13 protein-coding genes are annotated in these 12,893 nt (G+C 75.1%); all 13 read left to right on the plus strand.

The genetic code is table 11. The features are described from left to right. Nucleotides 1–118 precede the first annotated feature (118 nt). Nucleotides 119–382 carry a hypothetical protein gene (locus ACTWQE_RS05175; RefSeq protein WP_443327606.1) on the plus strand — a complete coding sequence of 88 codons (264 nt, stop codon included), beginning with the start codon at nt 119–121 and terminating at the stop codon, nt 380–382. Between the two features lie 36 nt (nt 383–418). Continuing rightward, nucleotides 419–1,165, plus strand: a complete 747-nt coding sequence (locus tag ACTWQE_RS05180) for an SDR family oxidoreductase (RefSeq protein WP_443327607.1) — start codon at nt 419–421, stop codon at nt 1,163–1,165. A 365-nt stretch (nt 1,166–1,530) separates the two neighbouring features. Further along, entirely contained in the window at nt 1,531–1,719 is a 189-nt protein-coding gene (locus ACTWQE_RS05185) for a DUF2795 domain-containing protein (protein ID WP_443327608.1), read from the plus strand. A gap of 31 nt (nt 1,720–1,750) precedes the next feature. Next, complete coding sequence (locus ACTWQE_RS05190) at nt 1,751–2,716, plus strand: NAD-dependent epimerase/dehydratase family protein (RefSeq protein ID WP_443327609.1); 966 nt, start codon at nt 1,751–1,753, stop codon at nt 2,714–2,716. A 72-nt stretch (nt 2,717–2,788) separates the two neighbouring features. Continuing rightward, nucleotides 2,789–4,471 (plus strand): carbamoyltransferase family protein, encoded by a 1,683-nt coding sequence (locus tag ACTWQE_RS05195; RefSeq protein WP_443327610.1) that lies wholly within the window; start codon nt 2,789–2,791, stop codon nt 4,469–4,471. Then, nucleotides 4,468–5,517 (plus strand): glycosyltransferase family 2 protein, encoded by a 1,050-nt coding sequence (locus tag ACTWQE_RS05200; protein ID WP_443327611.1) that lies wholly within the window; start codon nt 4,468–4,470, stop codon nt 5,515–5,517. Before ACTWQE_RS05195 ends, ACTWQE_RS05200 begins: the two co-directional genes overlap by 4 nt. A gap of 100 nt (nt 5,518–5,617) precedes the next feature. After that, nucleotides 5,618–6,445 (plus strand): D-glycero-alpha-D-manno-heptose-1,7-bisphosphate 7-phosphatase, encoded by an 828-nt coding sequence (locus ACTWQE_RS05205; protein WP_443327612.1) that lies wholly within the window; start codon nt 5,618–5,620, stop codon nt 6,443–6,445. Further along, nucleotides 6,442–7,539 carry a glycosyltransferase family 9 protein gene (locus ACTWQE_RS05210; protein ID WP_443327613.1) on the plus strand — a complete coding sequence of 366 codons (1,098 nt, stop codon included), beginning with the start codon at nt 6,442–6,444 and terminating at the stop codon, nt 7,537–7,539. Before ACTWQE_RS05205 ends, ACTWQE_RS05210 begins: the two co-directional genes overlap by 4 nt. After that, nucleotides 7,536–8,501: a glycosyltransferase gene (locus tag ACTWQE_RS05215; RefSeq protein ID WP_443327614.1), complete on the plus strand. Its 966-nt coding sequence runs from the start codon at nt 7,536–7,538 to the stop codon at nt 8,499–8,501. The genes ACTWQE_RS05210 and ACTWQE_RS05215 overlap by 4 nt, the downstream gene beginning before the upstream one ends. Then, nucleotides 8,501–9,742 (plus strand): glycosyltransferase, encoded by a 1,242-nt coding sequence (locus ACTWQE_RS05220; RefSeq protein WP_443327615.1) that lies wholly within the window; start codon nt 8,501–8,503, stop codon nt 9,740–9,742. The genes ACTWQE_RS05215 and ACTWQE_RS05220 overlap by 1 nt, the downstream gene beginning before the upstream one ends. Before the next feature lie 276 nt (nt 9,743–10,018). Further along, nucleotides 10,019–10,663 carry a D-sedoheptulose-7-phosphate isomerase gene (locus tag ACTWQE_RS05225; protein WP_443327616.1) on the plus strand — a complete coding sequence of 215 codons (645 nt, stop codon included), beginning with the start codon at nt 10,019–10,021 and terminating at the stop codon, nt 10,661–10,663. 64 nt (nt 10,664–10,727) lie between these two features. Then, nucleotides 10,728–12,275: a D-glycero-beta-D-manno-heptose 1-phosphate adenylyltransferase gene (rfaE2, locus tag ACTWQE_RS05230; RefSeq protein WP_443327617.1), complete on the plus strand. Its 1,548-nt coding sequence runs from the start codon at nt 10,728–10,730 to the stop codon at nt 12,273–12,275. Continuing rightward, nucleotides 12,272–12,893: glycosyltransferase family 9 protein (locus ACTWQE_RS05235; RefSeq protein WP_443327618.1), on the plus strand; the 622-nt coding region annotated here is incomplete at its 3' end. The genes rfaE2 and ACTWQE_RS05235, both read left to right, overlap by 4 nt.

Below are 12,893 nucleotides of genomic sequence, written 5' to 3' on the forward strand. Positions count from 1 at the left end.
CACGAAAGGTCAGTTTCGGGCGGATAGGTGAGGTAACTCGGTTCGCGCCGCACGGTGGCGGCCCCGGCTCCCCCGGCCCCGGCTCCCACGGTGCGGTGGAGCGCGAAAGGAGTCCGAGATGAGCCGACAGCCCCCGAAGAAGCCGCGGCCGGCCGCCCGGGAGCGGGCGCGGGACGAGAAGGAGCCGGGCGCCCACTCCGGCGCGGAGAGCACGGCGCAGGACCGTGTGGTCCCGGGAACAGCCAGTGCCCGCGAGGGCTACCAGGCCGAGGGGGGCACGGCGCACGGCGAAGCTCTCGAAGGCGTCGAGAAAGGCGACACGGGGCGCCTGTCCCGAGGCGGGCGCCGTCGCGCCGCCGAGGGGGAGTCCGAGGACCGGTGACCCCGCTGACGGGGCCGGACGTCTCTGGAGGTCCGTATGAGCGGTACCGCAGCAGTCGATCTTCGGGGCAGACATGCCCTCGTGACCGGTGGTGCGCGGGGGTTGGGCGCGTCCATCACCCGACGGCTCGCCCGCGCGGGCGCGGCCGTGACGGTGGCGGACGTACGCCGCGGCCTGGCGGAGAAACTCTGTGCCGGGCTGACCGAAGAGGGTCATGAGGCCGGTGTCGCGGAGCTGGACATACGAGACCCCGCCGCCGTTGCCGCGCTGTTCCTGGAGCGGGACGAGCGGGGGCAGCCACTGGACGTGCTGGTCAACAACGCCGCCGTGGACGTCTCCAAGCCGATCGAGCATCTGACCTCCGAGGAGGTCACCCGGGTGATCACCACCAACCTGCTCGGCCCGATGTATCTGTGCCTGGAGGTCTACCGGCGGATGGTCGCCGACGGCGGGGGGCACATCGTGAACATCCTGTCCACGGCCTCGAACCGTACGTGGACGGAGGCCGGTCCGTACTCAGCGGGCAAGTCCGGGCTCCGCGCGTTCACCCACACCCTCTTCAAGGAGGCCCAGCGGGACTGCCCGGGTATCGGGGTCACCGGAATCATGGCGGGCGGGATGGAGACCCCCTTCGTACTCGACCGCTTCCCCGACGCCGACACATCGAAGCTCCAGAGCCCGGACATCGTCGCCGACACCGTGCTCTACGCCCTGTCGGTCCCTGTGGGCAGCGTGGTGCCGGAGCTGGTCGTCGTGCCGCGCAGTGAGAGCTCCTGGCCGTGACCGGGGCGGCGGGAGGCTAGGCGCGGCCCGGCCGCGCCTCCCGCTCTGAGGCGAGCGACGGCCCTTGCGGGAGTCGAGGGGGCCGAGGTCCGGACATCATCGGCCGGCCCGGGTGCGAGCAGCATCCCGGGCCGGCCGTTTCCGTATGCCCGCACTTGGTCACGGACTGTCACCGTTCGAGTGGGGCCAATGGGTAAGAAGTGCCACAATCATTTCGATTGGTCCCTGAGGCAAGGGTGACTCAGGAGGTGCGCGACCGTGCCCCTCGGCAGGGAAGCGCAGAGAAACACTCGAACCGAAGGCAGAGAAACACCCGAAGCGCAGAGCAACCCCGCCCAGGACGCACGCCGGATCCGGAGGACACCATGGCCGACATCAACCCCATCGACCTGCAGAAAGCCCTCAAGGGGGCGGAGTACCCCAGCGACCGGAACTCCCTGGTCGAGCTGGCCAAGCGCAATGGCGCGGGCCAGTCGCTCGTGGACCGCCTCGCCGGGCTGGACCAGGACCGGTTCGAGGGACCCGACGACGTCCAGAAGGCCGTCTTCGGCTGAGCGATCCGACGGTGCACGAAGGGAGGACCCGATGCGCCAAGCAGCCGCCCGCCGCTTCCAGCACGCCGTCGTCACCGGCGGCGCCGGTTTTGTCGGCTCACATCTGTGCACCGCGCTGCTCGACCAGGGCACCGCCGTCACCTGTGTGGACGACTTCTGCACCGGCACGCCCGGCAATGTGGCCCATCTGGCCGGCCGCCCCGGGTTCACCCTGCTGCGGGCCGATGTCACCGAGCCGTTCGCGGTCGAGCGGTCGGCCGATCTGGTCCTGCACTTCGCCTCACCGGCCTCGCCCGCCGACTATCTGCGGCTGCCGCTGCACACCCTGGAGACCGGCAGCCTCGGCACTCGGAACGCGCTGGCCCTCGCCCGCCGCCACGGGGCCCGGTTCATCCTGGCCTCCACCTCGGAGGCGTACGGCGACCCCCAGCAGCACCCGCAGAGCGAGAACTACTGGGGCAACGTCAATCCGGTGGGCCCGCGCAGCGTGTACGACGAGGCCAAGCGCTTCGGGGAGGCGTTCACGACGGCGGAGGCGGGGGTGAACGGGACCGACGCAGGCATCGTGCGGCTGTTCAACACGTACGGCCCGCGGATGCGCGGCTACGACGGACGGGCCGTGCCCACGTTCATCCGCCAGGCCCTCGCCGGCGAGCCCCTCACCGTCACCGGCGACGGACGGCAGACCCGTTCGCTCGCCTATGTCGACGACACCGTGCGCGGCATCCTCGCCATGGCGGCATCGGATCTGCTCGGCCCGGTGAACATCGGCAACCCCGTCGAGATCACCATGCTCGACCTCGCCCGCACGGTCATCGAGCTCACCGGCTCCGAGTCCACCGTCCGCTTCATCGAACGGCCGACGGACGATCCGGCCGTGCGCTGCCCCGACATCACGCTGGCCCGCGGCAAGCTCCAGTGGGAGCCGCTCGTCCCCGCGGCCGAGGGCCTGGCCCGGACCATCCGCTGGTACCGCGAGAGGGCAGCCGCCGACTGACCGGCCGCCCTGCCCGACACCCCGGCGCACCGCTCCTCCCCCGCGGCCCCGGCCGTCGAAAGGCGAACGTCCATGCGCATCCTCGGCATCAACGCCCTCTTCCACGATCCGGCCGCGGCGCTGGTCATCGACGGCCGTATCGTCGCGGCCGCGGAGGAGGAACGCTTCTCACGGCGCAAGCACGGCAAGCGGCCGCTGCCGTTCTCCGCCTGGGAAATGCCCGAGAAGGCAGCCGCCTGGTGCCTCACCCAGGCCGGTCTGCGGCCCCAGGACCTGGACGCCGTCGCGTACTCCTTCGACCCCGCCCTCGCGCGCCCCGCCGAGGCCATGGGCCTGGACGATCCCTGGGACCATCTGCGGCTGACGTACGCCCGCGAGGCCCCCGGCTTCCTGCGCACCGCCCTCCCCGGCCTCGACCCGGAGATCGTGCGGTTCGTCCCCCACCATCTGGCGCACGCCGCGTCCGGCGCGCTCGCCGCCCCCGGAGCCGAGACGTCCTCGGTCCTCGTCCTGGACGGCCGCGGCGAGGCCACCTCCCACCTTGCGGCGCGTCGTGTGCGCGGGCGTCTGGAGCCGCTGTACGGCCAGGAGCTGCCGCACTCCCTCGGCCTGGTGTACGAGGAACTCACCGAGCATCTGGGCTTCCTGCGCTCCTCCGACGAGTACAAGGTGATGGCCCTCGCCTCCTACGGCTCCCCGCGGATGCTCGAGGAGCTGCGCCGGTACGTCCACCCGACCGGCGACGGCGGCTTCCGCGCCACCGGGGTGCCCTGGCACGAGCTGTGCTCTCCGCTGCGGCCCGGCGAGGCCTGGTCCCGGGAGCACGCCGATCTGGCGGCGAGCGCCCAGGCCTGTCTGGAGGAGACCCTGCTGGACCTGGCGCGCTGGCTGCACGGGCGGACCCACGACAGCGTGCTGACCATGGCCGGGGGAGTGGCTCTCAACTGCGTGGCCAACTCCCGTATCGCCCGCGACGGCCCGTTCGACCGGGTGTGGGTGCAGCCCGCCGCGGGCGACGCCGGCACCGCGCTCGGCGGCGCGCTGCTGCTGGCCGCCGAAGGGGGCGGGAGGACGGAGCCGATGGCGGGTGCCGACCTGGGGCGCTGCTGGACCGACGCCGAGCTGGAGGCGTGGCTGAAGACGGCGGCCGTACCGTTCGAGCGGCCCCCCGACGTCGCCGAGACGGTCGCCCGCGCGCTCGCGGACGACGCGATCGTCGCCTGGTTCCAGGGCCGCTCCGAGTACGGGCCCCGGGCGCTGGGGCACCGCTCCCTGCTGGCGCATCCCGGCCGGTCGGGCAATCTCGAGCGGCTCAACGACGTCAAGGGCCGGGAGCAGTTCCGCCCCGTCGCGCCGATGGTGACGACGGACCGGGCTGCTGAGATCTTCGACGGCCCGCTGCCCAGTCCGTACATGCTGTTCGTGCACGAGGTGGCGCCCGAGTGGCGTGAGCGCATCCCGGCCGTCGTCCATGTGGACGGCACGGCCCGCATCCAGACCGTCGACCCGGCCGCCGAGCCGCTGGTCGCCAGGATGCTGGGCTGCTTCGAGCGGCTGACCGGACTGCCGGTGGTGGTCAACACCAGCCTCAACACCTCCGGCAGGCCGATGGTCGACGACCCGCGGGACGCGCTGGAGTGTTTCGGCTCCGCTCCGGTGGACCTGCTGGCCATCGGGCCGTTCGTGGTCCGCCGGGGCCCGTTCTTCGCCACGGGCCGGCCGGACGCGGCCGCCGGTGCCGGAGCCGTCCGATGAACGACCGCGCCACCTCCGCCGGGCCCCCGTACGCGGTGGTCGTCCCCACCCTCGGGCGGCCCAGCCTGGGCGGAGTCCTGCGGGCCCTGGAAAAGGCGGGGGAGCCCCGCCCCCGGCGGATCGTCCTCGTCGACGACCGGCGCCGGCCCCACGGCCCGCTTCCCGTCGGGATCCCCGCCTCACTCCGGGCGCTGGTCGAGGTCGTCCGCGGCGGCGCCGCCGGACCCGCGGCCGCCCGCAACGCCGGGTGGAGAGCCGCTCCGGAGCCCTGGATCGCCTTCCTCGACGACGATGTCGTACCGGGGCCGTTCTGGACGGCGGATCTCGCGGCCGACCTGGCCCGGGCCGGACCGAACGTGGGTGGTGTCCAGGGCCGTATCGACGTTCCGCTGCCGCCGGGCCGGCGCGCCACCGACTGGGAGCGCACCACCGCGGGACTGGCCACAGCCCGGTGGATCACCGCGGACATGGCCTACCGGCGTGCGGCGCTGGAGGCCGTCGGAGGGTTCGACGAGCGCTTCCCCCGAGCCTTCCGCGAGGACGCCGACCTGGCGCTGCGGGTCGAGGCGGCGGGCTGGACGCTGATCACGGGGCGCCGTCGTACGAGCCACCCGGTGCGGCCCGTGAGCCGCTGGGTGTCTGTCCGCACCCAGGCCGGCAACGCCGATGACGTCCTCATGAGCCGGATCCACGGGCGCGACTGGTGGGCCCGGGCCGGGGCCCCGCGCGGCCGGCTGCCGCTCCACCTCGCGATCACCGCGGCCGGCGCGGCCGGTGCACTGTGCGCCCTGGGCGGGCGGCGGCGGGCGGCGGCGGTCTGCGCGGGGCTGTGGCTCGCGGGAACGGCGGAGTTCGCCGTGGCACGCATCAGACCGGGTCCGCGTACCCGCGAGGAGATCACCACGATGGCGGCGAGCAGCGCCGTCATCCCACCGATGGCCACGGCCCACTGGCTGGCGGGGCTGACACGGCACCGCAACGTGCCCCCCTCGGTGGCCGGCGCGGGGTACGGCGAGCGGCGGGTGACGTCCGGTGTCCGGGCGTAGCGAGGGAGCGGCGGCCGAGGGGGCCCTGTCGCCGCGGCCGTCGCCGTATCGTCAGCAAGCGTCACGATTGGTTGCGCTTCGTCCGGACACTCGACTCCGTATGGCCGCCACTCCCGCCCCAGCAGCACCACCCACCTCGGCGGGGGAGCCATGGCTGTTCGGCCGAGGCGGATCACCGGCGCCACGGACGGGGTCCGGACGAGGCGGCCACCACGCCCTCTCGGGGCTTGCGGCGCTGCTGTTCGACCGCGACGGCACCCTGGTGGAGGACGTCCCGTACAACGGGGATCCCGCGCTCGTCCGGCTCATGCCGGGTGCGCGCGCCGCTCTCGAGGCCGTACGCGCTCGCGGTCTGGCGGTCGGAGTGGTCAGCAACCAGTCGGGTGTGGCCCGGGGGCTGCTCACCCGGGAGCAGGTCGAAGCGGTGCAGCGGCGCGTCGAGGCGCTGCTGGGGCCGTTCGACGTCTGGGTGGTGTGCCCGCACGGCCCCGCCGACGGCTGCGGATGCCGTAAGCCCGCCCCCGGACTGGTCCATGCCGCGTGCGCCCATCTCGGGGTCGAGCCGGGACGAGCCGCCGTCATCGGCGACATCGGCGCCGATGTGGAGGCCGCGCGGGCGGCCGGTGCCCGGGGTGTGCTGGTGCCGACGTCGGTGACCCGCGCGCGGGAGATCGCCGCAGCCGAGGAGAGCGCCCCCGACCTCCTGACGGCCGTACGGGAGCTGCTCGCGGGTCGGTGGGCACCGGCGGACGGGTCTCGGGCGGACAGGGCTCCGACGGACCGGGCAGATGCGGGTGCGGCGCGGACCGGCGGGGCGCCGAAGGGCGGGGCGCTCAAGGACCGGGCACCGGCCGACCGGACGCCGACGGACCCGGCACCGACGGATCCGGCACCGACGGATCCGGCACCGACGGGAGGCATCGGATGACACGCCGCACAACGCCACGCAGGCAGCAGACCGCGCGCACCCTCGTCGTACGGCTCGACAGCGCGGGCGATGTGCTGCTCGCCGGGCCCGCCGTGCGCGCCGCGGCGGCCGGCTCCGCGTACACCGCCGTGCTCTGCGGACCCCTCGGCGAACAGGCCGCCCGGCTGCTGCCCGGCGTGGACGAGGTGCTGGTGCACGACGCGCCCTGGGTGGGCCTCGAACCGGCTCCGGTCCGGCGCGAAGCCACCGATGCGCTCCTCGACGCCCTCGCCGCCCGGCGCTTCGACCGTGCTCTGATCCTCACGTCCTTCCACCAGAGCCCGCTGCCTGCGGCCCTGTTGCTCAAACTCGCCGGGATCCCGTGGACCGGCGCGGACAGCGAGCACTACCCGGGCGCCCTGCTGGACCTCCGGCACCGGCGGGCGCCCCACCGCCACGAGGCCCGCGCCGCTCTCGACCTCGCCGAGGCGGCCGGCTTCGCGCTCCCGCCCGGCGACGACGGATCCCTGCGCATCACTCCTCCCCCGGACACCACACCGCTGACCGGGACCGCGCCCTATCTCGTCGTCCACCCCGGTGCGGCCGTCCCCGCCCGCGCCTGGAGTACGGAGAGGGCCGCCCGGGCCGTCGCCGCGCTGGACGAGGCCGGGCATCGCGTGGTGGTCACCGGCGGGCCCGCGGAGAAGGAGCTCACGGCCGCCGTGGCGGGCGGCTGCGCACTCGACCTGGGCGGCCGGACCGGGTTCCTGGAGCTCGCCGGGGTGCTGGCCGGAGCGCGGGCCGTGGTGACCGGCAACACCGGCCCGTCCCATCTGGCCGCGGCGGTCGGCACCCCGGTGGTCTGCCTGTTCGCGCCCGTCGTCCCCGCCGAGCGGTGGGCCCCCTACCGGGTCCCGCACATCCTCCTCGGTGACCAGGACGCCCCCTGCGCCGGGACGCGGGCCCGTGTCTGCCCCGTGTCCGGGCACCCCTGCCTGGACTCGGTGACCGACGCGGAGCTGATCGAGGCCGTCTGTGCGCTGCTGGCACAGCGCACGGAGCTCCGGCCGGTGAACGAGCCGGGCGGGTACGCCCGTTCGGAGGCGAGCGGATGAACGTCCTACTCTGGCATGTACACGGCTCCTGGACGACGGCCTTCGTCCAGGGGCCCCACACGTACCTCGTGCCCGTGCTGCCGGACCGCGGGCCCGACGGCCGCGGCCGGGCCCGTACCTTCCCCTGGCCCGCCTCCGTCCTCGAACTCGCCCCGGACCAACTGCGGGACGCGCCCGTCGACCTCGTGGTCCTTCAGCGGCCGCACGAGGCCGAGCTCGCCGAGCGCTGGCTCGGCGGCCGCCGGCCCGGCCGCGATGTGCCCGCCGTCTACCTGGAGCACAACGCCCCCGACGGGGCCGTGCCCGCCACCCGGCATCCGTGTGCCGACCGGGACGACCTGGTGCTGGTGCATGTCACCCACTTCAACCGGCTGTTCTGGGACAACGGCAGCACGCGTACGGCCGTCATCGAGCACGGCATCGTCGACCCCGGGCACCAGTACACCGGCCACGTCCCCCGCGCCGCCGTCGTCGTCAACGAGCCCGTCCGGCGCGGCCGTACCACCGGCACCGACCTGCTGCCCGCCCTCAGCGAGGCGGCCCCGCTCGACGTCTTCGGCATGGGGACGCAGGGGCTCGCCCGGCACCTCGGACTGTCCGACGAACGCTGCCGTACCGAGGAGCTCCCGCAGGCCGGACTGCACACGGCCATGGCCCGGCGCCGTCTCTATCTGCACCCCGTGCGCTGGACCTCGCTCGGGCTCTCGCTCCTGGAGGCCATGCACCTGGGCATGCCCGTCGTCGCCCTCGCCACGACCGAAGTGGTGGAGGCGGTGCCCGGGGACGCCGGGGTGCTGTCCACCCGCCCCGAGGTCCTGGCCCGCGCCGCCCGGACCTATCTGCACGAACCGCTCGCCGCGGCCGAGGACGGGGCCCGGGCCCGCCGCGCGGCGCTCGAGCGGTACGGACTCAAGCGCTTCCTCGAGGACTGGGAGCGGCTGATGGAGGAGGTGATCCCCTGATGACGCGCACCCCACGGGCCGGTGCCCTCACCGTCGCGCTCGTCTCGGAACACGCCAGTCCGCTCGCCGTCCTCGGCGGTGTGGACGCGGGCGGCCAGAACGTCCATGTCGCCCAGCTCGCGGGAGCTCTCGCCGACCGGGGCCACCGCGTCGCCGTCTACACCCGCCGGGACGCACCGGATCTGCCCTCCCGTGTGCCGCTGCGGCCCGGCGTCGAGGTACGGCATGTCCCCGCCGGGCCCGCCCGGCCGATACCCAAGGACGAACTCCTGCCGTACATGCCGCAGTTCGGCCGCCATCTGGAACGGGAGTGGGGAAGCGCACCGCCCGACCTGGTGCACTCGCACTTCTGGATGTCGGGTGTCGCCACGCTCCAGGCGGCGCGGGAGCTCGACCTCCCGTTCGCGCACACCTACCACGCCCTGGGCACGGTCAAGCGGCGCCACCAGAAGGACGCCGACAGCAGCCCTCCCGACCGTATCGCCTGGGAGACCAAGGTCGGCGAGGGATGCGACCGCATCATCGCGACCTGCCGGGACGAAGTCGCCGAGCTGGCCGCCATGGGCCTGCCCACGACGCGGATCGCCGTCGTCCCCTGCGGCGTCGACCCCGAGCGCTTCACCCCGCACGGCCCGACCACCCCCCGCACCGGCCGGCGGCCCCTGCTGGTCCAACTGGGCCGGCTGGTCCCCCGTAAGGGCGCGGACGTCTCCATCGCGGCCCTCACGCTGCTCCCCGACGCCCAGCTCCTCATCGCCGGAGGGCCGCCCGCCGGGCATCTGGACGACGACCCCGAGGTGGGGCGGCTACGGGCCCTCGCCCGGGACCTGGGGGTGGCCGACCGGGTCCGTTTCACCGGCGGGGTGTCCTGTGAGGAGGTCCCGGCACTGCTGCGCAGCGCCGATGTCGTCCTGTGCCCGGCGGACTACGAGCCCTTCGGGATCGTGCCGTTGGAGGCGATGGGCTGCGGCACGCCGGTGGTCGCCAGTGCCGTCGGCGGCCAGCAGGACACCGTCGCCGACCCCGGCACGGGCCGGCTCGTCCCGCCGCGCGACCCCGCCGCGCTCGCCGACGCCGTCGCGGCCCTGCTCGCCCACCCTGAACAGCGGGCGGCCTGTGGCGCCGCGGGCCGCCGGCGGGTTCTGACCCGCTACGGCTGGGACCGCGTGGCGGCGGCCACCGAAGCCGTCTACCGCGACGTCCTGGCGCAGCGCCCGGCAGGCGTCAGCGGAGCGCTGTGACCGAGGAGCCACCACCGGTCTGTCACCGGACCGGCCGACGAACAGAAGGGAGCCCCCCGCCCGTCTCCGGCCCACCGACACCACGACCCCCGCCCGTCTCCGGCCCACCGACACCACGACCCCCGCCCGTCTCCGACCCACCGACGCTACGAGCTCCCGGCCCGTCTTCGCCCCCCGGCACTACGGGGCCACCCCACTCGTCATCCGCCCACCGACTCACGCGAAGGAGGCCCGGGCCCAGGCCGCCGTCCACGGACGCCAGGAGGCTGAACCGTCATGACCGACTCTCTCCGCGCAGCACATGAGCACTGCCAGTTGCTCCAGGAGGCGCTGGGCCGCTTCCGTGAGCACGGCCTGGACCAGGTCACCGCGTGGGGCCGGCACCTGGCCGCCGTACTCCCGGTCGGAGGCCGGCTGCTCGCCGCCGGCAACGGCGGCAGCGCCGCCCAGGCCCAGCACCTGACCGCCGAACTCGTCGGCCGCTACCGGCAGGAGAGGCCCGCCTACTCCGCCATCGCCCTGCACGCGGACACCTCCAGCGTCACCGCCATCGGCAACGACTACGGCTTCGAGGAGCTGTACGCCCGGCAGGTCGCCGCCCACGGACGCCCCGGTGACGTCCTCGTCCTGCTGTCCACCTCCGGCCGCAGCCCCAACCTGCTCGGCGCGGCCGACACCGGCCGGGCGGCAGGTCTCCGCGTCTGGGCCATGACCGGGCCGTCCCCCAACCCCCTGGCCGCCCGCGCGGACGAGGCCCTGTGCATCACCTCCGGCAGCACGGCGACCGTCCAGGAGGCGCATCTCGTGGCGCTCCATCTGCTGTGCGAGGCCTTCGACGCGGCGCTGGAACACCGCGGTCAGGGGGCGGCCGCCATGGCACCCGCCGCCCGGCCGGCCGCGCCGGAGTGGGGCATCGCATGAGCCCGCGACCTCTTCGCGCCGGCCCCGACGCGGCGGCCCGGCGCCGTACCGACCGGAGGAGTCCATGACTGCCCGCCGCCCGCTCGTCGTCGTCGGAGACGCCCTCCTGGACCAGGACATCGACGGTGAGGCCACCCTGCTGGCGCCCGACGCCCCGGCACCCGTCGTGGACGTCACCGCCGACCGCAGCCGCCCCGTCGGGGCCGGGCTGGCCGCGGCGCTCGCGGCGGCCGGAGGCCGTGAGGTCGTCCTGATCACCGCTCTGGGCGGGGACCGGGCCAGCGAGGCCGTCCGCACGGCCCTCGGTTCGCGCGTCCGGCTGGTCGAACTCCCGCTCTCCGGCAGCCTTCCCGTGAAGACCCGGGTACGCGCCGACGGCCGGGCGCTGGTGCGCATCGACCGCGGCGGCGGCACGCCGGGACGGCCGGGCGCCGCGGTGCGCGCCGTCCTCCAGGAGGCCCAGGCCGTGCTGGTCGCCGACTACGGGCGGGGAGCGGCCGCCGCCGTACGGTCCTACCTCGCCGAAGCGGCCCGGCGCGTTCCCCTCGTCTGGGACCCGCACCCGCTCGGCGGCCCTCCGGTGCCCGGGGTACGGCTGGCCACGCCCAATGCCGCGGAGGCCCGTCGCCTCGTCCCGTCCGACACCAGCGGCCCCCTGACCGACGACGGCGGCTCTCCGTCCGCCACCGGCTCCCGGCCCCACGCCGATGGCTTCCGGTCCGGTACCGGCTCCCCTCCCGGCACCACCGCCTCCCCGCCCGGCAGCCGTGGCGGACCGGCCGAGGACGATTCCCTGCGTGCCCACGGCATCCGCGGGGCCCGGTTGGCGGAACGCTGGCGGGCCGCGGCCGTCGCGGTCACCCTCGGCGCGCGGGGCGCGATCCTCACCCGCGCCGGCACGGACGCCCCCATGTACATCCCGGCCCCGCACCGCGCCCAAGGCGACCCGTGCGGCGCGGGGGACTGCTTCGCCGCCACGGCGGCCGCCGCCCTCGCCGACGGCGGACTCCCCGAGGAGGCCGTACAGCTGGCCGTCGCCGAGGCCGCCGCGTTCGTCGCCGCGGGCGGCGCGGGCAACCCCGCCCTGTGGGAGTCTCCCGACGAGGACTCCGACCGGGACCGGCGCCCGCACGCCACGCGCGACGCGCACGCCCTCGCCGAGTCCGTACGCGCCCGCGGCGGAACGGTCGTCGCCACCGGGGGCTGCTTCGACCTGCTCCATGCCGGACATGTGGGCCTCCTGCAGAACGCCCGCCGCACCGGCGACTGTCTGATCGTCTGTGTGAACTCCGATGCCTCGGTCCGCCGGCTGAAGGGCCCCGGCCGGCCGATCACCCCCGTCGCCGACCGCGTCCGCGTCCTGGCCGGACTCGGCTGTGTGGACGCGGTCGCCGTATTCGACGAGGACACGCCGGAGGCGCTGCTGCGGCAACTGCGGCCCGACGTATGGGTCAAGGGCGGGGACTACCGCGTCGACGCCCTCCCCGAGGCCGCGGCGCTGCGGGAGTGGGGCGGGCAGGCCCTCGTCCTGCCGTATCTCGACGGCCGCTCCACGACCGAACTCGCCCGCCGGGCCGCGCTTTCGCCCACCGAACCGCAGGCGGGGCCATGAGGGCGGGCAGTGCCGTGCCCGGGGACAGGCTCCGCGGCACGGACAGCAGGGGGCCGAGGCTTCTGGTCCTCCGCGCCCTGGGGCTCGGCGACCTGCTCACGGCCGTACCCGCGCTGCGCGCCCTGCGGCGTGCCTGCCCCGGACATCAACTGCTGCTGGCCGCGCCCGCGCGGTTGGCGGAGGCCGCCGCGGCCACCGGGGCCGTGGACGTGCTGCTGCCCGTCACCGCGCCGGGCCGCGCCGTCCCCGGTCGGATCGGCTGGACCGGGCCGCCGCCCGACCTCGCGGTGGACCTCCATGGCAACGGCCCCTCCAGCCACCGGCTGCTCCACATCCTGCACCCCGGCCGGCTGTTCGCCTACGGGCACCCGGACACCCCGGAGATCCCCGGCCCCGCCTGGCGCGAGGACGAACACGAACGCCACCGCTGGTGCCGTCTGTTGACCTGGTACGGCCTGCCCGCCGACCCCGGCGACCTGCGTATCCCGCGCCCCGACCGTCCTTCTCCCGCCCCCGGAGCCGTCGTTGTGCACCCGGGCGCGGACGCCGCGGCCCGGTGCTGGCCCCCGGAGCGCTTCGCCGCGGTGGCCGGCGCGCTACGGGCCGCGGGGCACCGGG

The sequence above is a fragment of the Streptomyces sp. 8N706 genome, from assembly GCF_052245415.1.
In the GTDB taxonomy this organism is placed as follows: Bacteria; Actinomycetota; Actinomycetes; order Streptomycetales; family Streptomycetaceae; genus Streptomyces.

Bases quoted from the DNA above. Each gene is read 5' to 3' on its own strand.
- ACTWQE_RS05175 (WP_443327606.1), top strand. From the start codon at position 119: ATGAGCCGACAGCCCCCGAAGAAGCCGCGGCCGGCCGCCCGGGAGCGG.
- ACTWQE_RS05180 (WP_443327607.1), top strand. From the start codon at position 419: ATGAGCGGTACCGCAGCAGTCGATCTTCGGGGCAGACATGCCCTCGTG.
- ACTWQE_RS05185 (WP_443327608.1), top strand. From the start codon at position 1,531: ATGGCCGACATCAACCCCATCGACCTGCAGAAAGCCCTCAAGGGGGCG.
- ACTWQE_RS05190 (WP_443327609.1), top strand. From the start codon at position 1,751: ATGCGCCAAGCAGCCGCCCGCCGCTTCCAGCACGCCGTCGTCACCGGC.
- ACTWQE_RS05195 (WP_443327610.1), top strand. From the start codon at position 2,789: ATGCGCATCCTCGGCATCAACGCCCTCTTCCACGATCCGGCCGCGGCG.
- ACTWQE_RS05200 (WP_443327611.1), top strand. From the start codon at position 4,468: ATGAACGACCGCGCCACCTCCGCCGGGCCCCCGTACGCGGTGGTCGTC.
- ACTWQE_RS05205 (WP_443327612.1), top strand. From the start codon at position 5,618: ATGGCCGCCACTCCCGCCCCAGCAGCACCACCCACCTCGGCGGGGGAG.
- ACTWQE_RS05210 (WP_443327613.1), top strand. From the start codon at position 6,442: ATGACACGCCGCACAACGCCACGCAGGCAGCAGACCGCGCGCACCCTC.
- ACTWQE_RS05215 (WP_443327614.1), top strand. From the start codon at position 7,536: ATGAACGTCCTACTCTGGCATGTACACGGCTCCTGGACGACGGCCTTC.
- ACTWQE_RS05220 (WP_443327615.1), top strand. From the start codon at position 8,501: ATGACGCGCACCCCACGGGCCGGTGCCCTCACCGTCGCGCTCGTCTCG.
- ACTWQE_RS05225 (WP_443327616.1), top strand. From the start codon at position 10,019: ATGACCGACTCTCTCCGCGCAGCACATGAGCACTGCCAGTTGCTCCAG.
- rfaE2 (WP_443327617.1), top strand. From the start codon at position 10,728: ATGACTGCCCGCCGCCCGCTCGTCGTCGTCGGAGACGCCCTCCTGGAC.